Source organism: Parendozoicomonas sp. Alg238-R29 (assembly GCF_947331445.1).
Classification (GTDB): Bacteria; Pseudomonadota; Gammaproteobacteria; order Pseudomonadales; family Endozoicomonadaceae; genus Sansalvadorimonas.
In genome coordinates, this window is sequence record NZ_CAMZOG010000082.1 from 1 (window position 1) to 19,638 (window position 19,638).

19 protein-coding genes are annotated in these 19,638 nt (G+C 47.6%); 5 read left to right on the plus strand and 14 right to left on the minus strand.

Going from position 1 to position 19,638, the window contains the following annotated elements; all coding sequences use genetic code 11:
* Positions 1 to 248: 248 nt before the first annotated feature.
* From QMA35_RS17195 to QMA35_RS17240, 10 genes are all read right to left on the minus strand, one after another.
* Positions 249 to 1,418: a lipase family protein gene (locus QMA35_RS17195; RefSeq protein WP_281648385.1), complete on the minus strand. Its 1,170-nt coding sequence runs from the start codon at positions 1,416 to 1,418 to the stop codon at positions 249 to 251.
* A 30-nt stretch (positions 1,419 to 1,448) separates the two neighbouring features.
* Complete coding sequence (locus QMA35_RS17200; RefSeq protein ID WP_281648386.1) at positions 1,449 to 1,880, minus strand: DUF6795 domain-containing protein; 432 nt, start codon at positions 1,878 to 1,880, stop codon at positions 1,449 to 1,451.
* Positions 1,881 to 1,945: 65 nt separating this feature from the next.
* Positions 1,946 to 2,239 carry a PAAR domain-containing protein gene (locus tag QMA35_RS17205; protein WP_281648387.1) on the minus strand — a complete coding sequence of 98 codons (294 nt, stop codon included), beginning with the start codon at positions 2,237 to 2,239 and terminating at the stop codon, positions 1,946 to 1,948.
* 28 nt (positions 2,240 to 2,267) lie between these two features.
* A complete protein-coding gene (locus QMA35_RS17210) occupies positions 2,268 to 2,900 on the minus strand; it encodes a hypothetical protein (protein ID WP_281648388.1) in 633 nt (210 codons plus the stop codon).
* Between the two features lie 55 nt (positions 2,901 to 2,955).
* Complete coding sequence (tssI, locus tag QMA35_RS17215) at positions 2,956 to 4,812, minus strand: type VI secretion system tip protein TssI/VgrG (RefSeq protein ID WP_281648389.1); 1,857 nt, start codon at positions 4,810 to 4,812, stop codon at positions 2,956 to 2,958.
* Between the two features lie 159 nt (positions 4,813 to 4,971).
* Positions 4,972 to 5,448 carry a type VI secretion system tube protein Hcp gene (locus QMA35_RS17220; RefSeq protein ID WP_281648390.1) on the minus strand — a complete coding sequence of 159 codons (477 nt, stop codon included), beginning with the start codon at positions 5,446 to 5,448 and terminating at the stop codon, positions 4,972 to 4,974.
* 299 nt (positions 5,449 to 5,747) lie between these two features.
* Complete coding sequence (locus QMA35_RS17225; protein ID WP_281648391.1) at positions 5,748 to 6,455, minus strand: transposase; 708 nt, start codon at positions 6,453 to 6,455, stop codon at positions 5,748 to 5,750.
* 149 nt (positions 6,456 to 6,604) lie between these two features.
* On the minus strand, positions 6,605 to 8,023 hold the full coding sequence (gene nrfA / locus QMA35_RS17230; RefSeq protein ID WP_281648392.1) for an ammonia-forming cytochrome c nitrite reductase: 1,419 nt from the start codon (positions 8,021 to 8,023) through the stop codon (positions 6,605 to 6,607).
* Between the two features lies 1 nt (position 8,024).
* On the minus strand, positions 8,025 to 9,980 hold the full coding sequence (locus QMA35_RS17235) for a cytochrome c-type biogenesis CcmF C-terminal domain-containing protein (protein WP_281648393.1): 1,956 nt from the start codon (positions 9,978 to 9,980) through the stop codon (positions 8,025 to 8,027).
* 14 nt (positions 9,981 to 9,994) lie between these two features.
* The gene (locus tag QMA35_RS17240; RefSeq protein WP_281648394.1) at positions 9,995 to 10,594 is read right to left on the minus strand and encodes a NapC/NirT family cytochrome c; all 600 of its coding nucleotides are present in this window, start codon (positions 10,592 to 10,594) and stop codon (positions 9,995 to 9,997) included.
* 186 nt (positions 10,595 to 10,780) lie between these two features.
* On the opposite strand from QMA35_RS17240, the gene hemG reads away from it, so the two are divergent.
* Positions 10,781 to 11,335 carry a menaquinone-dependent protoporphyrinogen IX dehydrogenase gene (gene hemG / locus QMA35_RS17245; RefSeq protein ID WP_281648395.1) on the plus strand — a complete coding sequence of 185 codons (555 nt, stop codon included), beginning with the start codon at positions 10,781 to 10,783 and terminating at the stop codon, positions 11,333 to 11,335.
* On the opposite strand, the gene QMA35_RS17250 is transcribed toward hemG, so the two are convergent.
* Complete coding sequence (locus QMA35_RS17250; protein ID WP_281648396.1) at positions 11,332 to 11,496, minus strand: hypothetical protein; 165 nt, start codon at positions 11,494 to 11,496, stop codon at positions 11,332 to 11,334. The two genes, hemG and QMA35_RS17250, sit on opposite strands and share 4 nt — an antisense overlap.
* An 80-nt stretch (positions 11,497 to 11,576) precedes the next feature.
* On the opposite strand from QMA35_RS17250, the gene QMA35_RS17255 reads away from it, so the two are divergent.
* Positions 11,577 to 12,431 (plus strand): M23 family metallopeptidase, encoded by an 855-nt coding sequence (locus QMA35_RS17255; RefSeq protein WP_281648397.1) that lies wholly within the window; start codon positions 11,577 to 11,579, stop codon positions 12,429 to 12,431.
* Between the two features lie 48 nt (positions 12,432 to 12,479).
* Positions 12,480 to 13,109 (plus strand): peptide-methionine (S)-S-oxide reductase MsrA, encoded by a 630-nt coding sequence (gene msrA / locus QMA35_RS17260; protein WP_281648398.1) that lies wholly within the window; start codon positions 12,480 to 12,482, stop codon positions 13,107 to 13,109.
* Positions 13,110 to 13,364: 255 nt separating this feature from the next.
* Here msrA and mnmC read toward each other — a convergent pair whose 3' ends face one another.
* Together mnmC and QMA35_RS17270 are read right to left on the minus strand one after the other, a co-directional pair.
* On the minus strand, positions 13,365 to 15,344 hold the full coding sequence (gene mnmC / locus QMA35_RS17265; RefSeq protein WP_281648399.1) for a bifunctional tRNA (5-methylaminomethyl-2-thiouridine)(34)-methyltransferase MnmD/FAD-dependent 5-carboxymethylaminomethyl-2-thiouridine(34) oxidoreductase MnmC: 1,980 nt from the start codon (positions 15,342 to 15,344) through the stop codon (positions 13,365 to 13,367).
* Positions 15,344 to 16,324, minus strand: coding sequence for a tRNA-dihydrouridine synthase (locus QMA35_RS17270; RefSeq protein ID WP_281648400.1), 981 nt, complete (start codon positions 16,322 to 16,324; stop codon positions 15,344 to 15,346). Before QMA35_RS17270 ends, mnmC begins: the two co-directional genes overlap by 1 nt.
* Before the next feature lie 165 nt (positions 16,325 to 16,489).
* On the opposite strand from QMA35_RS17270, the gene QMA35_RS17275 reads away from it, so the two are divergent.
* Complete coding sequence (locus tag QMA35_RS17275; RefSeq protein WP_281648401.1) at positions 16,490 to 18,049, plus strand: peptide ABC transporter substrate-binding protein; 1,560 nt, start codon at positions 16,490 to 16,492, stop codon at positions 18,047 to 18,049.
* Here the strand turns inward: QMA35_RS17275 and QMA35_RS17280 are convergent.
* Positions 18,046 to 18,993, minus strand: a complete 948-nt coding sequence (locus QMA35_RS17280; protein ID WP_281648403.1) for a hypothetical protein — start codon at positions 18,991 to 18,993, stop codon at positions 18,046 to 18,048. The genes QMA35_RS17275 and QMA35_RS17280 overlap by 4 nt on opposite strands.
* Before the next feature lie 119 nt (positions 18,994 to 19,112).
* Between QMA35_RS17280 and QMA35_RS17285 the strand changes: the two genes are divergently transcribed.
* The coding region (locus QMA35_RS17285) for a hypothetical protein (protein ID WP_281648402.1) at positions 19,113 to 19,638 on the plus strand (526 nt) is incomplete at its 3' end.

Genomic DNA, 19,638 nt, shown 5'->3' on the forward strand with positions numbered 1-19,638 from the left:
CAAACGTTGGATTAATGGTTTTTTCAAAGGCGTAGCAACGAAATATTTATCGCGCTATCTGGGCTGGAAACGATTTTTAAAGACACATATCTTCTCGGAAGAGAGTTTGTTAGATCAGGAAGCATCCCATTGGCTCAACCCACATTTATTGTGAACAGAGCCCAAAAACTGCATGTCAAATAGTTTCAGATATACATTACCATATTACCATTACTACAGAGTAAGCCTAAACCCCATAGTTTAACCCTTTAAATAGCTCGCCCATCGGCAAGAACATCGCTGAGAGCTTTTTGTGCCATTTCATTCACCCTGCGTGAGAGTCTGCTTAATAAGTCACGTATGGTAGCTCTAGTGAGATCCTTCTGTGCGTACTTTTTAGCCATCCCTAAAAATTCGGAAATCTTACGCATTAAGTGAACGACCCAGCTGGATACCATCTCATCCAGATTCACCCCTTGATTCAGAATATAGGCGAGTTGATCCATAATTGTGGCGCTGGCACCTGAGACTGCTTGCCAGCTTTTCTTGAGTGCCGTCGTACATTTTTCGACAACATACATGAGAACATGGTGAAACCATTTTATGGCGCTCATTGTTGCGCTTGTGAATGTCACGTCCTGCAGCCAGCCTTTAATACTGGATTCCGTTGGGCGTTCGTCACGCCTGTCGTAAAGCTTACCCCATGAATGCGGAGAGACTGAATCGACGTATCTATCCATATCGTGCCACTTAGAGCCAGGGAATAACCCTTCGGTATAAATGAAGTATTCGTGCCCTGAGCTTGGGGTGTGGGTAAACGGCCAGATGGGGATGCACGGAACAATGTCTGTTTTATGGTATACGCGATATATTTTTTTACTTGTCAGTTTATGTGTGCAGTATTCGGCAAAGCACTTCAAACCCACACGAGGGCTGCCGTATGTATAGAGGTAGGGTTGCATCCTTCTTTGTGAAGAGAGCCACTCTGCCGTAATGGTTGCTAAAGCGCCTCCCAGGCTATGGCCTATACAGTGGATATGAGCCCCAGCAGGTATATTCTGAACCAGCGGTCTGATCTGTGGTAACATGGAAAGAAATGCTTTATTGAAACCCTCGTGCACTAATTTTCCTGAAGAAGAGCGTTCAACCAGAATGTTCAGATTGGTCAGCCAGTCTGCAAGATATTGCGTTCCACGAAAAACAATAAAGTAGTGGTCTTTGAACTCCATTTTACCTTCAAGAACATAACCAAACGCCGTTCTGACTTTAATAAAGCCCGGCCCACCCGTTATGCCTTTTAGCATGTTGGTGTCGGAGAAAACCAGTCTTCCCTGAAAAGCTGTATTGAGTACAACAGCGGCTTCTTCGATAGAGGCGGTCTTTGAGAGTGCGTAGACTTCTTTTGCGATTACCGCAGACTCCTTGGGCGCCCTTTCCATGAGTATTCCTTAGTCCTTCATGCTAACTGGTTAGTCGAATAAGCCGGCGTCTGGTTCTACATCCCAAGTGCATTTTGTAATGAACGTATCACCATTAATGCGAATGGCACTTTTTTCAGCAGTTAGTTCACACTGAACGACAAGAGGCTTTCCCTTGGCTTCAGAGTTTTCGTCAGCCTTTGTTTTAAACCCTCTCCAGATTTGGTGAGGGGTGTCATTAACGACCACGGTTAAAGTTTGACCGACAACAAATTGTTGTGGGAGAAACTTGGCTATAGTTCTTACATAAGCGGCCGGTAACTCGAAATAACCATTTTCATCCGTGATGGTTTCGTCAGTTTTTATATTTTCATAGTCCACTTCACGTATAACTTTGGCGTTGGAAAGAGGTGTTCCATCGTTATAAATTACACCAGAAATTTTAGAGAACGTGCACATCTTTCCAGTATCTAAAATTGACATAGAGAAACCCTGAATAGAGAAAAACAGTAGAAAAACAAGGCTGAAAGGTATGTGCATTTTCATAGCTAACCTATCAATACCGTAGGTGCTCCCGCTACAACCTTGCCCCCATGGGCTGTACTGTCACCTAATCGTGCAGCAGGTTTGCCACAGATCATTACAGTGGCGCTGCCCGAGGCAATGCTGTCTGGAGGGCCAACACAAACACAGGTGCTGCCAACAGTTGCTGAAGGCAGGTTGCAGATAAGCACAGTTGGTCCGCCGGGTACGACAACGGGGCCGCCAACATGGGGAACCGGGCCGGGGTTTGTCGCTGGGCAGACATGCATATCGGTGATGCGTGATGCTGGCATTCCCATAACTTCTCTCCCTGAAAATATTTATTGTTTATTGGCAGACTGTTGCCGGACTTTGTTCCGTTGTATCAAGCATGGCTAACACATCATCATGAATCATGCCTTTGCCACCGCAGGCCAAATCCAACCCTTGACTGAGAAACCGCTGATAACGCTTATTAATTTCTTCTTCGGATTCGGCAACTGCTGCCAGGCCAATTGCACCAGAAACCGCGTGAGCATAAAGGTAGGGCGGGGCAGGCATAGGAGGAGCATCCTCATCAGCAATGCTGCCAACACTCCAGAATGCTGCTGTTGCCGCCCAGCTGTCGGGTGTTTTGTGCTTGCCCAAAGCTGCCAGCTTTTCAGCCTGCTTGCGTAACTCTTCTGTTGGGTTGCGTACCCAGCTTTCTGTAACTTTCAGTGTTTGCAGGCGTAATTGTTCTGTTTCTGGTGTATGTGTGGAGCGGGTAGCCAGACAGGCCCACCATATGCCTTCACGCTTTGGGAGGGCATGGGCGAGGAAACGCACGCACTCAAGGAATTGGTTTTGCTCGATTAACACACGGATAAAATCCTCCGGTGTCATCTCCGGAGCCAGTAAAGATTCCAGTTCTTCATCCAGTTCGTAACGGCTGGTGACCTGGGTAGCCCTGCTGGCGTTGAGTTTTACAAGGTTGCTCATGGTCGGGCCTGCTTATCATTTGAGCTCAAGGCACTTATTTCCAGTTCAAGGCTGATTAGTTGATCTTCACCAGTGCGCCTTTCACATTGGTCATGGCGCCACCTTTCACATCCATAGTGAGGCCTGCTTCAACCTTGGTAGACATGGAAGATTTAGATTTAATATCCGTTGCTTTAACGGAAATGCCGCTCGGTGTCATCTTGATAACTGAGCTGCCAACTTTCAGGGTGATACTGGTTTTTGATTCGATAGTGATGGCACCTTGAACCGTTGTTGTCTGGGTTCCTTTGGAAACTTTTTTGGTTTCATTACCTTTAGAAACGGTAATATCCCGGTTATTGGTCACGGTGATAGTCTGGTCGTTTTCTACGGTTTCAGTGTTGTCGTTGTGAACCAGGACGTTCCAGTCTTTTCCTGCTTCAAAGTAGATCTCTTCTGAACCTTTCTTGTCGTCCAGACGCATTTCGTTGAACTTGCTGCCTTCCCACTGGCTCTTCCAGCCACTCTGGGTTTTGGAATACCCAGGGCCTTTGTTGTCGCTGTTGTAGAGAGCTCCCGTGACAACAGGGCGGTCCGGATCACCATTGAAATACTCAACAACAACCTCCTGATCGACACGGGGAACAAAGTTTGCGCCCCAGTCTGCACCGGCATAAGCCTGTACGACACGAATCCAGCAGCTGTCCTGCTTGCTCTTCCATGGGAACTTCACTTTTACCTGAGTATGGGCATCCACAGAGCCTTGCTCTCCCGCAGCCTGTACATCAATTACTTTTGCTGTATGCGGTGTATGAATCAGCCGACGATATTCATCTGGTGAGGGCGGGGCAAAGATATCAGACGGCTGACAGGTAAAATGGTTGATATAGAACGTATCCTGATCATTACTGTCCCGGACGTAATGAGATATTTGTGAAATCAGGTATTTGCCTTTTTCAGTGGCAATTGTGTGGTCGAGTTCAAACTGCCCGCCGGCATAGAGTTCACAGCATGAGCTGCGGCCATTAGCCGTATCAAAAGCACCTTCATGACTGAGCATCATATTACGGGCTTTCTGTTTGGTGTTCTTCTCGGTCAGCTTGGTGTGGTTGTCGGTCTTTTTTTCAAAGTGAAAGCGGCCATAGTATTCCCGCAAGGGCTTTTCACCGGTCAAGGCTTTTGTGGTAGTGGATTCTTTAATCTCTTTTTTCATCCACTCAGATGCTGAGAATGGCTGGTAATCCCGATACTCTACCTGAGCCGTGTGATAACTGTAGTTTCGCTGCCAGTGGCTAACGCTGTTTTCCAAAGGGTTGCTGCCAGAGCCAATATAGGGAACAGGTTTTGCCAGCGCTGGTTGGTAAGCACTGGGTTTGTCGGCAATGCAGAATTTGTGGAAACCTTTGGCGTGCTCAAAGTGAAAACACACACCCTCTTCAGCCAGCAGGCGGCAAATGAAATTGAAATCGCTTTCTTCAAACTGGGTGCAATAGCGACGTTTAAAATAACTACCCGCCAGGTTTTTACTGAATGATACTGAGCTGTAGTCCCCCAGTACTTCCTGAATGATCTGTGAAAAGTCTTTGTTCTCAAAAATACGATTCTGCCCACCCAGAGTGGTAAACCACAGAGCAGGAACAATGGTGGCCTGATACTGGCGTTTTTCGCCATCTTGTGTATCCAGGGCAATGAAACGATTAATGTGGCCGTGAATATAACGAGGATTGTCTGGGGTGTTGTGTATGGCCAGGCTGACTGGCTTACCCAGAATCTTTTCGGGTTGAATGTTGTCGTCTTCTGAAAGCAGGCTCAAGTGAAAAGAGAAGAGCTGGGAGATCGCTTCTTCACCTTCAAGCTCACGAACAACGAACGTATCTTTACCAAGAGGAGTTTCAATGGTGGCGAGACGTTTGTCTTGAGTCAGAGATGACATGTAGTAGAACTTCCGTGTGTAAACATTGGAAACAAAAGCACGCAGAACCGACAAAATGTCTGTACTGCGTGTCTGTCTTTGAGCCTGTGATTACAGGCTTGGTCAGTATAAATGGAGGCTCTGAAGGAGTCTCTGAAATACTGATCAGCAGGCTGCGGCTTATAAAGGCTCTGCAGTCGTCAGGTCGTAACCAACCTTGGCGTTCTGCTTGTTCTTGTGAGTCTTGTCTGCGTGGCTCAGGTCACCAATGATTTTGGCGAAGCTCAGAGAAATTGTTTCGGTAGGCGCGCCACCGGCAGAAGCGCCAACGCTGTAGGAAGATACGATGCAGTCTTCCAGAGTGTACTGAGCGTACTTCTGTACAGACTTGGCACCAGTCTGAACGATATCGATCAGAACAGTTACACCTTCAGAACCTGTTACGGACTCTTTGAACAGGCCACCGGATGCTGCGTCCATAGATTTGGTCACAGACACTTCACTCAGTGAAGGACGGCTGGCTTCTCGGTTAGACATGGCACCAGCTTCCATAGTGATGCTACGACCAACACCAAAGGAGAAGGAATCAACTTCAATCCAACCCTCGTAGCCTTTAGCAGTTACGTTGCCTTCAGGTTTTTTACTATTGAAATTCATGTAAACAGCCATGAGTGAAGTCCTCTTTCGTATTTATTGGATGGCTTGGGAGTATTCAACATTTGAACGTTTAATACGCGCTCACAGTTGACTTGAAGGAAATATAAACAGAGCTTTGAAAGAATGAGAAGAGTGGAGTGCGTATTTAAAACCCACTCTGACACTATTTTTTTTCAATTCGTTTTTGATCAGTAATTATCGTTCAAGGTTGTTGAAAGAAAGCCCTCTAGCTTGAGGATTTTCTGTGTGAACTCGGCTTATGTTTTACCTTGACTCCGACACGACTTTTTGAGGGTTGTTTAGGTACAGTCTTCAACAATTTTCTTTTTACGTGGCCGTCCACGTTTTAATGGTCTGACTCTGTGATTGGCTATTTTTTCAATTTTGTCTTTAAATGCATCACCACCAAGCACTTGTCCCATATTTACCGTTTCTGCAATAAAATCAATGAGCCTTCTATCAAATCTGTAACGGAAGGATTCGCTGTAGGCATCACAACGTTCATTTCGATTTTTTCCAAGAGCTTTAAACAGCCTGTGATCTTGAATCAGCCAATCTGTTTTATCACCGCAGTGATGGTGATAACTGGACCATGGATAATCTTCCAGATTTTCCACCAGGCATAAATGAAGCGGTCGGAGCTCTACATAGCGATAACAGGTAAGTAGATAGTTTTCAGAATCAATAAGGCTGGATTTATAACGTCCTTCCCACAAGGTTCCGGAGCGTTTATAGCGATGATTCACATACTGAACATATCGCCTGCCCAATGATTGCATCATTGATGAAATGCCTTTATCAATGCGAGGGGTGGCAATAATCTGGATAGAGTTTGGTAATAAAATATAAGCGTGAATTTCTACTTGATACTGATCTGATGCAGCCCGTAAGCTGTTGAGATAAAACTCATAATCTTCAGCATCAAAAAAGCAAGGCAGACGATTATGCCCTGTTTGAACGATATGTTGGGGAATACCAACGATATTGATTCGTGACAACCGACCCATGACTTCCCATAAATCCTTTTGGTTAGTCTTTTCAAACTATTTATATTGCGAGGCTAATCATACGTAATTGCCGCAGGGTAAGGCAATTGCGAAACAGACAAAAAAGCCTGAAGTTCTCACTTCAGGCTCTTTAAAGTTAAGGCTGGCTATTAAAGAAGACCAGCTTCTTCCGCTTCAGCTTTCCACTTGGGTGGAGTGTTTTTCTTGAACTCTTCTTTTTCGCTGTTCAGTTTGTCCATATCCAGTCCGATAAAGGCTTGGGCTTTGGCTTTACTGGACAGGTCTGGCATAACAATCGCGTCAGTGATGCCATGTTTAGCCAGAACGCGGGAAAGTTCTACGCGAGCTTCGCCGGCTTTCTCCAGTGCGCTGCCCAGAAGGCGCAGAACTTCTTCAGGAGCGTGGAAAGAGGCACCGTGGGAAGCAATGGAGTAATCCCAGCGCCATTGAGCGTGACGAATCAGAGTCAGAGCTGTCTGCATCTCTTCTTCTTGAGCGCCGGCATCCCACGCCGCTTTAGCTTCAATGTGGGCGCGAACAATGGCATCTTCCGCCTTGAGTTTGATCTCTTCAACCTGCTCCTGACGGGCATAGGTTACGTCCAACAGGTATTGCTCATCCTGAGAGTGGCAAGACTTACAGGTAGCCTGCATATCACGCAGAGGGCTGACGACGCGGTGATCGGTAAAGGTAATACCTTTGTCGCTGCGCTTAGGCATATGGCAGTCGACACAGGCAACATTGTTACGACCATGAACGCCTTTCTGCCAGATTTCCCAGCCCGGGTGCTGTGCTTTCAGCATTGGCGCTTTAGAGAGTTTATGAGTCCAATCTTTGAAGTTGATCTCATCGTAGTACTTCTCAATGTTCTCGCCTTCAATACCTTTGGCCCAGGGAAATACAACCTCTTTAGTTTTGCCTGAGAAGTAGTATTCCGCGTGGCACTGGGCGCAGACTGCAGACTTTTTGTCCTGAGTAGACATCTTCGCCATATCTTTGCCCATGGATTTCAAACCATCTTCCATGAATGGGCGACCAGGCTTGAGAGGCATATCTTCTTTAGTTGTGTCATGACAGTCGATACAGCCGATCGGGTTGGCAATTTCTGGCCCTTTCGTTATCCATTTGCCGGTGAAGAACTCGTCGCGGGTCTGTTCGTTCAGTAGACGGGTGACGTCTGTACTCTTACAGGTCCAGCAGGCATTAGGCATTGGGCCATCAGTGGGCTCTTTAGGGGCACCAGTGCGCAAGGTGTTGTGCATATCGGTGATAGCGTACATATGCCCGCGAGGAGCGTTGTAATCTTTGGAGAAACCGTAACCAGCCCAGAGCACAACCAAGCGAGGATCTTTCTCAAGCATATCTTCCATCTTATTGCCAAGATGTTTGCTCTTGAAGTCCATCTCTTTAGTGCTTTCCCAAGATGCGTGCTGGCGTGGGAAGCCTTCTTTATAGGAGGCGTTCTTCGCGTCACCAATTTCTCCCGCACTGACTAAACCGCTTGCCAGTACTCCGGTAGTAAGGAGTGCGGCGAGCACTTCTGTGGCCAATGTCCGTATTCCAGGCATATTATTTCTCCCAATGTGAGATGTTTGTAGTGTTGAGGGTCACGGCTGTGTTTTTAGAAAGAGCTGTGGTAGAAAAACCTTTGCCGACAGGGTTGCTATTCGTGGGTTTGCGGCGTGAGAGTAAGGGCCGTATCAGCAGATTTGCCCAGCCGCCAATCACCATCAGCAAGGCTCCAATCCACAGCAGGCTGATAAAAGGAATGATCTTCAGTCGCACTGCCCAGGAACCATCATCAAATGGTTCTCCCAGAGCGATATAAATGTCCCGACTCAATCCAGGCTGGTTGCCAACTTCAGTCATGACTTGACCAAAGTACGGGTAGAGTCGTTTTTCCGGCCTGATTTCAGTGATTGCACGACTACTGTCGGAGACATCAAAGAAACCCAGATCAGAAAGATAATTGGGGCCAATCACCGGTGTTGTGCCAGTGAAGCGAAACTGAAGATCACCCAACTGTGCCCTCTGGTAGGGCGCCATGCGCAGATCCATGGATTCAAGGCCCAGATCAGATAATGTTGAACCTGCAATTGCGACAGCCAGTCCGATATGGGCCAGAGTGGCCGAGCGGAAACCGAAGAGGGTGAACTTTCTGACTTCATTGACCGTCACCAGGCTTGCAATAGATAGCGACGAAATGGATAGAAAGCTTGCTTCACCCAATACTCCTAAGCTGGCAGCGCAGCCCAGAGCCAGTGAGAGAGTCAGCAGGGCTGTAAGGGCTTTGAGATTCAGGGTTTTATCACACAGTGCCAGCAACAAAGCTGCTGCCAGGGTCATGGGCACAAAAAAGGTATTGAAGTAAGCTGCGCCAACCGAAATTTTTCCCAGGTTCAATACGTCCAGAACAATGGGATAAAGAGTTCCGAGAAGCACGGTGGCACAGGCCATCACAAAAATAATAATGCTGGCGATCAATCCAATGTCGGTACGGCTTAGTCTCTTTTGGCTAACTCTTTCCACAGGTGGTCGTAACACCTGTATCAGGAACCCGATACCAGTACTGAGCAGGGTAAATGCCAGAATGGTTGTTCCGAGTGCCGGGCTGCGGGTAAAGGAGTGGACAGAAGCCATAACCCCAGAGCGGACAATAAACATTCCAACCAGCATTAAGCCAAGGGATGTGATAGCCAGGGTTGTGATTGCATGTCCTGCTCTGATGCCTTTTCGGCTCAACAGATTGGCATGAAGTAGGGCGGTCAGAGTCAGCCATGGCATCAGGGAACCATTTTCTGTTGGATCCCAGAACCACCAGCCCCCCCAGCCCAACTCCATGTATGCCCACCAACAACCCAGAGCTATGCCCAAAGTTAACCAACCCCAAGTGCTCATTGTCATTTGATGAACAGAATGCAGCCATTTATCAATAGGTTGACGTAACCATAAAGCGGCCATGATCTGAGAACAGATGGCAATAATTCCACCGTAACCGATGTAAAGAATGGGGGGATGTAATGCCAGCCCAATATCCTGCAGCATTGGATTTAAGCCATTGCCGTCGGCAGGAATGGAACCTTCAATGGCAACAAAGGGCGAAGACAGCCACAGCAGGCAATGAAATCCGAGGCTGATGGCCGCTATAAAGGACAGGGATAAGCGACTTTTATCGTGATCCTGGCTTTTCCATAGAAACAGCAGCATCCAGCCAGCGACAATGGTTGTCCATAGCAGAAGAGAACCTTCATGGCCGCCCCATGTGCCTGTTACCCGGTAGAGCATGGGAACGCGAACACTGGTGTGATCAACAACATACTCAAGGGAAAAGTTCAGGGTCGCCATAGCTTGAATCAGCATGGCGAGAGCGCAGGCCAATGAGAGGAAATGTGTAACAGCCAGAGTATTCTGCCAGCGACTGATTTGTTGCTGGGGGTAATGCTTTTCAGTTATAGGTAATAAGGTTAAGAATAGGGCAGCAGTCGCTGAGAGTCCTAAGAGCCATAAGCCTGCATGTGCAATCATATCCCGTTACCAGCTCAGGGGTTAACCGGAGGAATGGATTTGGACATGCGGCTCGTATTAGGCAGCTTGTGCGCAATGCCCTGATGGCAGTCAATACAGGTCAGGTTTTCAGTCGCCATACGTTTGTGGTTGTTGCTTGCCCAGGTGTACTGAAGGTCAACATTTTCCTCCAGATTTATGTGGCAGCTGCGGCAGTTGGCAGAATCATTGGCGTGCATTTCAGACCATACTTTTGCGGCCATAGCCGGGCGGTGGGCATCATACTTTTCTGGAGTGTCGATAATGCCGGTCAGGTGTCCATAAATTTCACGAGAGGCTTCAATCTTTCTGATGATTTTTCCGGCGAAGTCATGGGGAATATGGCAGTCGGCGCACTCGGCTTTAATGCCAGAGCTGTTCTGGAAGTGGATAGTCTGCTGATATTCTGCATAGGCATTATCGTTTATCTCATGGCAACTGATGCAGAATTCCGTAGTACTGGTGGCAGACATCATGGTTGATGTCCCGCCCCACAATATCAGGGCGCCAATAGCCCCTATGGCGATTAGCCCTCCGGCGGAATACCGGGCAGAAGGTTTTGAGAAAAAGTCACGTAGTTTCTTGATAAGGCTCATGGCATTCCCCGGAAGCTGTCTGGCGTCCTATTGGCAAGTCTGTGTTGGTTCTTTGATTTCTAACTACAATTGTCCGTTGATTATGCAAACGGTTTTTTGATGGTTATCAAAACTTTGTAAGGATTGGCGGGGGAAAATACATAGGAAGCTTGTATTAATTCTTATTTTTATCTACTGGAAATGTCTGTGTCTCTTCATCTTGTTCTTTATGCGTCTCACGACGGGCAAACTGCACGCATTGCTAAAGCTATTTTCGACGATATGGAATCAGCCGGTTTGAATGTACAGCTGGAAAACCTGGATGCCCTGCCTTCTGAATTTTCTTTGTCAGGGTTTGACTCTGTTTTGGTTGGTGCGCCAATTCGCTACGGGTACCACTTGCCGGTGGCTTGTCAGTTTATTGATGACCATAAGGATATATTGAAGAGCATGAAAGGTGGTTTTTTCAGTATCAATCTCACTGCTAGAAAACCGGAAAAACAAGATCCTCTGACCAACCGGTACATGCAGAAGTTTTTGAAAAAGAGCCCTTGGCAACCGGAGTATCTTGGTGTTCTGGCAGGCTCACTTCTCTATAGCCGCTATGGCTGGTTTGACCGGTTTATGATTCAACTGATCATGAAGATTACTGGCGGCAACACTGATGCCTCAAAAGATATCGAGTACACATCCTGGGCAAGGGTGAAAACATTTGCCCAGGGGTATATCGACTATCTCAACAGCAGCTCCAGCAGTCACTAATTTCGTTTTTTGCGTTTGTTTTCCTGAGAACGGACTGGTTGGTGACTCAGGTCATCACGTTTCACATCCATAAATAAGGATGCCAGAAGAGTACAGCCATAGATTGCTGGCATAACAATAGTCAGGGTCAGTATTATGTGATCAGCAGTTAACGGATCCATGGTGACACCTTTATTTTGTTGACTGTTTTTTTACTATATAAACAGAAATGAGATCTGTCAGGGAAGGGGCGTTTAAAAAAATGAGATTTCTATCTCTGTTCGTCATACCGTTTCTGGTTGCTTCTGGAGTTGCCTTTGGGGAGGTGCCTGAGGGTTTTGAGCAAACTTTGATGCAGGGTAGTCTTTACCTTGGCAAAACGGCTCCTGGCCACAAAGTGTTCTATAAAGAGCAGCTTGTTATGCAGACGGCTGAAGGCGATTTTGTAATTGGCTTTGGTCGTGATGCGGAGCTGGAGCAGAGTTATATTGTTGAAACGCCCAACGGCCAACGAACAACCTATGTTTTACAGCTGGCCCCCAGAGATTACAAAATTCAGCATATAGAAGGGGTTGCCGGGAAATATGTCACTCCACCAGAAAGCAGACTACTTCGCATAAAAAATGACAATAGGCAGATAGCTGAAGCCCGCGCCAACCGAACCCCCCGGAATGATTTCCTTGATGGGTTTCTACAACCAGTCGATGGGCCAATTACCGGTGTTTATGGCAGTCAGCGTTATTTCAATGGTAAGCCCCGCCGCCCTCACTATGGCCTGGATTATGCAGCTCCAGTGGGAACACCCGTTCTGTCACCGGCGGCGGGAAAGGTTGTTCTTGCCCATACGGATATGTATTTTTCAGGTGGCACGCTGATTGTTGATCATGGAATGGGTATTACCAGCAGCTTTCTGCATCTAAGTAAGCTACTGGTAAAGCGAGGTGATATTGTCCAGCAGGGGCAGCCTGTGGCTGAAGTTGGCGCGACAGGGCGAGTGACAGGAGCACATCTGGACTGGCGGATTAATTGGGGATCTGTTCGGCTTGATCCAGAATTGATTATGCGGGATTACCCTGTTGGTTCAGAGCCTGAATCCGAATCAGTGTTATCTCCGTAAAGATCTACTTATACGGTATCTTCTTCAGTAGTTGTAAGGAACAAGTTTATGGCCGGTGTAACAACAATGGTGACTTCTGAGCAGGCTTTGGCTGGCGCTGCAGAGCCTGTGGGAGTCACTGAACCCCATGTGGTATTTAATCGTTCCTTGCTGCCACCCTGGCCTGAGCATATGCAAGAAGTTGTTGTTGGGATGGGATGTTTCTGGGGAGCAGAGCGACTGTTCTGGCAACAGGACGGGATTCATCTGACCATGGTTGGTTATGCTGGTGGTTTTACCAAAAACCCAACTTACCCACAGGTGTGCTCTGGCGAAACCGGCCACAGCGAAGTGGTGAGAATTATTTTTGACCCAGCAGTACTTTCACTGGAAAAACTGCTTGCTCTGTTCTGGGAACAGCACGACCCAACAGAAGGTATGCAACAGGGTAATGATATTGGTACTCAGTACCGCTCTGCTATTTATACAACCACGGATGAACAATTGAACGTAGTAAAAGAGAGTCTGAAGGTTTTTCAACAAGAACTTTCAGAAAAAGGTCTGGGTGCGATTACTACGGAAATTGCACCACTGGAGATCTTTTACTATGCAGAAACCTATCATCAGCAATATCTGGCTAGAAACCCTGATGGCTACTGTGGCCTGAAGGGAACGGGTGTTGTCTGCCCTCTACCATAAGGTAACGACATCTTTTATCAGTAGGGTTGGAAGTCGCCCAGGGAGGTTATTGCCTGGGCGAGCGGGACATCAGGATCTTTTGCTTTCGGCCGGCCGGTGACGATTTTCAAAGCTGGTACTGATACATGTAGCTTCGTCTTATAATCCTGAACGTTGCTTTGAAACTGAAGGTGTTGGTGGGGTTTTTCACTGAAACCCTCAATTTTGTGCATATTGGCAGTACGGAGTACATCCCGCAGATTGTCTATTTCCAGCTCAAGACTTTTTCTTGCCCTTTATCAGCTTTCTGGCGGGAAAACGCCCCGGGTGAAGCTCAGAAACAAGATTCATAGAGGTTGGAGACATTTCTCCGGTTATCTGGCAAGCCAGAATTTCACCTGCCAGAGGGCAAGTTACCAGTCCGCGGGAGCCGTGCCCGGCATTTATATAAAGGCCTTCCAGCCAAAGCATGGGTTGTTCAATACGGGTTTTGGCATTTTTCTCAAGGGCGGCAAATCGCTGTTTGAATTTGGGCTCATCCATAACCGGACCCACAACAGGCAGGTAGTCGGGGGTAGTACAGCGGAATCCCGTTCGACCTTCAAGCTCCTCTGGATTCAGTTGATCAAACTCAAGCGCTTTAGCGACAGAAGGGGCAAAGCTCTTAATGGTATTAAGGTTTGCCTGGTGGTCGGCGCTGCGGCAGTTCTCATCCTTGTCATGAAAGTGGAATGTTGCTCCCAGTGTATGTTGGCCACTGGCTGCAGGAGCAATGTAACCCTCTTCACACAGCACAGTTTTTAGTTTTTGGCTGGATTCCGTAGCAGGAACAACAGTTATCTGTCCGCGGATACTTTTCAGTGGCAGGTGAGACGTTTGAGAAAGTTCATTTGCCTGATGACCACAGGCGATAATGACTACGGGACTATTAAGTTCTTCACCGTTTTCTAATAGAAGAATCCAATGATCGTCGGTGCGATCCAGAGTTTTTACTGAGCACTCCCCACGAAAGGTGATATTGCTGTGCTCCAGCAACGTTTTCACCACCGCTGGTGGACTAACCCAGCCGCCATCCTCAAACCACAAACCATCCTGAGGGATGTCTGTTCCTGCAATCTGAGAAAGATCCTTGGCAGTTTTACCGGTAAGAATGCTGTCGAAGTGACCGCAGCCAATGAGTTGCTGCTGTCGGGTCTCTTCTTTCTCGGAGTCTGGCAGCTGCACAATACCAACCGGATTATAAAGATTACCAGGCAGTTGAGTGAAGGTATTGATGCTGTGTCGATACCCTTGCAAAACCAGCTGTGTCAGAGGTGTGTCGTGGGCCGATAAGCGGGTGTACAGCATTCCTTGAGGGTTACCGGAAGCGCCACTTGCCGGAGATGGCTTCTTGTCCAGTACAGTGACATTCCAACCCCGGTCTGCCAGAGCTCTCGCGGTGGAGGCACCGGCAAGACCTGCGCCTATCACGATTGCCTGATTTTGGTTTCGTGGTGCGGGTGCAGGTTTTAGCCAGGGTTTGTTTTCCTGTTGCGTGGATGGAGGGATTGTCCCACGTATTATTTCCCGCTTTTTGCCAAAGCCCGGAACCCGGGTCATGGTCAAACCCGCATCAGCAATGCCGTGACGTACCATCTGGGCCACGGTAAATGTGGAGTAGCTGGCGTTGGGGGTAGATTTTGCCACCATGTTTTGAAACAGTTCCGGCTGCCACATATCTGGATTTTTTGAAGGAGCAAAACCATCAAGAAACCAGGCATTCACCTGCCCTTCAATGTTTGGCAGGGCATCGTGAATATCTGCGATAATTAAGGTCAGGTGAATACGGTTGTTGTGAAAATTACGACGATGAAAGCCAGACATATTGCCGGGATATTGTTGTAATAGTTGACCCGCATATTCACGCAACTCTGGCCAGAGCGCCAGAGCTTTTGTCAGGTCGTACCGGCTGAGTGGAAACTTTTCAACGGAAACAAAATGCAGGCGGGCTGTTTTCGGCGCGTGTTCCAAAAAACATTGCCATGTGCAAAGGAAGTTCAGACCTGTACCAAAGCCGGTTTCTGCGATGGTAAATACACCATCCTCCGGCAGTTTTGAAAAACGTTCAGGCAAATCGTTCTGCTCAATAAACACATAACGGCTCTCTTTCAGGCCGGATACGCGAGTAAAATAAACATCATTGAATTGGCTGGAGATCGGCTGTCCGTTTTCATCCCAGGATAGGGCGGCATTTTTAATGGGTGTGCGGGTGGTCATCAGGTGGCTTTTAACTCGGTCAAAATACTCTGGGCACAGGTTTGGCGTTTGATTGTATCAAAGAGCGTTGTCGCTTCCTGATGTCCTTTGGTCATCATTCGTAACCATTGCTTAATACGGTCTGCCAGATAGCGCTGTGGATTGACGATGCCATAAAGGTGAACTTCGTCATCGGTAATGGCGAGAGTCTGTTCAGCAAAGCTTTTCAGAATGGCTAAAGTGTTAGGCCAGTTGTCAATGGTGCTGTGATCTTGGCTCTTTTGAGATGCTTTAATCTCACACCCCAGTAATGGTCGGCTAACGGCGCCACGGCCGATCATCACATCTTCACAGCCACTGATGGTGCGACATTTGTGATAATCCTCAACAGTCCAGATTTCACCATTGGCTGTCAGTGGGGTGGAAAGCTGTTCCCGGATTTTTGCCAGTTTTTCCCAGTGAGCCGGTGGGCGATAACCTTCTTTGCGGGTACGGGCATGAATGGTCAAACCATTCGCGCCGGCTGCTTCAATGCCGGAGGCAATATCCATGGCCTGCTCCGAACTGTCGTATCCAAGACGCATTTTTGCAGTAACAGGGATATTGGCAGGAACTTGCTTACGAACAGCTTCCACCAATCGAAAAATGGTTTCTGGTTCCTTTAAAAGTGCTGCCCCGCCTTTATGGCGATTCACAGTCTTTGCCGGGCAGCCAAAGTTCAGATCGATGCCTCTTGCTCCAAGCTGAACCGCTTTGCAGGCGTTCTCGGCCATAAGGGTGACATGGTTACCCAGGAGCTGTGTGTGAACGGGAGTGCCGCCTAAGGTTTGACTGCCATGGCGCAATTCCGGACACAAGCGATAAAAAACGCTGGCTGGGTAAACGGTATCGGTAATACGGATAAATTCCGTTACGCACAAATCATAACCGCCGGTGCCGGTAATAAGCTGGCGGGTCAGATAGTCGGCAACGCCTTCCATCGGAGCAAGGGTGATTTTCACTGAATAAGCGGCAGTCAGGTTAAACGGCCGACAATCCTATGTTGGAATGAAAGAAAACGCCAGTCTGGCACTTGCTTCAACAGGCTCTAGTGAAAAGACTACCCTTAGGTGTTTCGATTACGGTAAAGCGTGATTTACGGAGTGGTGTTGCATCTGAAATTCATCATGTTTCTGCTGCTCGGTGCAGCTATGTCTCTGCGTGTGCAGGCTCGTACACTCGTTATAGGAAATAGTGCAGAGCCCCAGTCTCTCGACCCTCACCACACGGAATCTGTCGTCGACTTTCGTATTCAGCGTGATCTTTTTGAAGGACTTGTTGTTCACGATGATTCCGGTGGAATTATTCCAGGTCAGGCGGAATCCTGGGTAGTCTCAAATGATGCCAAAACCTACATCTTCAAAATTCGAAGCAATGCCCGGTGGTCAAACGGTGACCCGGTAACAGCCCAGGATTTTGTCTACAGCTGGCGACGATTGGCTTCTCCGAAGACAGCCTCTCCCTACGCTTGGTATTTGGAAGCTGCGATGGTTGTTCATGCCGCGGAAATTACTCGTGGTGAAATGACATCGGATAAGTTGGGAGTCAAGGCTGTGGACGACCAAACCCTACAAGTGGACCTAACCAGCCCTTTGCCTTATTTCATTAAGATGCTGACCATGATGAATATGGTGCCACTTCATAAAAGGACTGTAGAGCGATGGGGAAAGGACTGGACCCTTCCAGAGAATTTGATTGGAAACGGTGCTTATATTCTCAAACAATGGGTTGTGAATGAAAAGGTGGGCGTTGCTAAGAATCAGCTCTACTGGAACAAAGTAAGCACGCATATTGAGAATGTCGTATTCCTGCCTGTAACCGGTGTCGGCGAGCTGAATCGGTATAAAGCGGGTGAAATACATCTCACCCAAAGTGTGCCCGTTGAATATGTCGCTCAACTTAGGAAGGAAAGGTCGGATGAGTTTAAGAGTACATCCTCTTTTGGTACAGTATTTATTACTTTGAATACTCGTCATCCCAAAGTTCAGGACGTTCGTGTTCGGCGTGCGCTGTCGTATGCAATCAGTCGGGAAGCTCTGGCTGATAAAATTATTGCTCAAGGGAATCTGCCAGCTTATACCCTCACACCTCCAGTTATGCAGGGTTTCCAGTTGCCAACAATCGATTATAGAGAGCAACGACTACCAGAGCGCATAGAGCAGAGCGAAAGACTACTCAAACAAGCTGGTTATAGTGAATCTAACCCTTTACGTATTGAGCTTGTTTTTAGAGCAAGGGATAGCGCTAAAAAGATGGCAGTTGCTGTCAGTCAGATGTGGAAGAAAATTGGTGTGCAGACGCAACTGATCAGTGTCGAAACCGGTGACTATAGTGCTCGCAGGTGTTCAGGAGCCTTCCAGGCTCTGGTCAGTATCTGGCTTGCGGATTACAACGAAGCGAGCACTATGCTGAATATTCTGACATCCGGCCACAGCAGTAATCATGGCCATTATGTGTCAGGGATTTATGATCAGCTAATCATACGCAGTCGTTTAGAGCAAAATGAGGAAGCACGTAATCGGTTATATGGTAGCGCAGAGCAACAATTATCAGAGGATATGCCTATTATCCCTTTGTATCACAATACCCGGGTTGTTTTGGTTCATCCGAATTTGGGTGGCTATCCCCTGAATGATCCCCAAAGCACAGTGTACTCTAGAAACTTTTACTGGAAGAACGCCCTCTAGTCAAAAATAAGCACGATATAACAGAAGAATAAAGTTAGATGGACAAGCCCCTGAATAATGTTGCTCTTGGCTGATGAGAAGTTCACTAGTGAGATGAATAACGTCAGTAATAACAGCAGGGAATCAACATTATTCAGGCCGAGGATAATGGTTTCTCCGGTCATCAATCCAATCGCGAGCACCGCCGGAACAGTCATTCCTATCGTTGCCAGTGCGGAACCAAGACAGATGTTTATTGAGCGTTGGAGGTTGTTAGCCTGCGCTGCTCGAATGGCCGCCATACCTTCCGGAGATAAAACAATAATAGCTACGATCATACCACCTAGATTTGCCGGAGCTCCTAATTCTACAATTCCGTAGTTCACGACAACGGCTAACTTTTTGGAAAGAAAAACTATCGGGAGCATGTAGCAGACAAGCAATGCTGCATGGGCTGGAATAGGGAGGTGTTGAGAAAAACTATGCTTATGCTCACTCTCAATGTTGCCTATGAAGTAATCTTGGTGTCGAAGTGTTTGGATACCCAGGAAAGCCAAATAAAGAGCAACGTTGATAATGATCAAAAAAGTGATCTGCTCGCCTGAAAAAGTACCAGTGCTTGTCGATTCCGTGAAGTTGGGAAGAATCAGCCCAAGTACCGAGAGTGGAATAAGCACACATAGAAAACTATTGGCTCCTTGCAGGTTAAAATATTGTTCCACATGTCGAAATCCACCAAGTAGAAGAGATAACCCCACAAGCCCGTTCAGCACAATCATGAGTACCGAAAACATCATGTCGCGACCCAGAGTCGGGTTGTGAGCGCCCGTTAGCATGACTGCCGAGATCATTATGACTTCGATGCTGATAACAGAGAGTGTCAGAATCAAGGTGCCGAAAGGCTCACCTAACTTTTCAGCAAGACTGTCCGCATGTTTGACGACACCAAACGCTGACCACAACATCACGAAAAACAAAATAGGGGGCTTTCTCAGGTTGGCTGAAGAAAGTGAGGGGTTGAAACAGAAATAGCCTTCAGGCAAAGATTGATTTGAACGGATCAACTTTACTGAAGGATCAGTACATGTCTGCAACACCCTCACTCCGCCCTATGTTCTCATTTCTTGGCTGGGTAATCGACCATATAGATATCGACTGGGATAATTCCAGCGCAACGGTTTATCTGCGCAGAGATGGTCGTCTACAGCAACTGAAATGCAGTCAGTGCCACAACGCTATGGGGAAGATGAGGGAGGCAGAGCGAACTGTGCTGGACTTGCCGCTGGGCACCCTCAGTGTGCAGTTGCATTTCACTGTTTACCAAGGGCGCTGCTCACACTGCAAGCATTTTGAAACCATCACACCTCCTGGGCTGGCGCCCAAGGCACAGGCCACCGACCGCCTGAAACAGCATGTCAGCCACCTATGCCGATACATGCCATGCAATAAGGTGCCAGAGTTCATCCCTATCTCCCATCACACCGCGCGGCGCTGGGATAAAGAGGTGCTCATGAAGACTCTGCCTGCACCTGGTCTGGATAACATACGAGCACTACTGATTGACGAGAAGTCCATTGGCAAGGGGCACCACTATCTGACAGTTGTCCTGA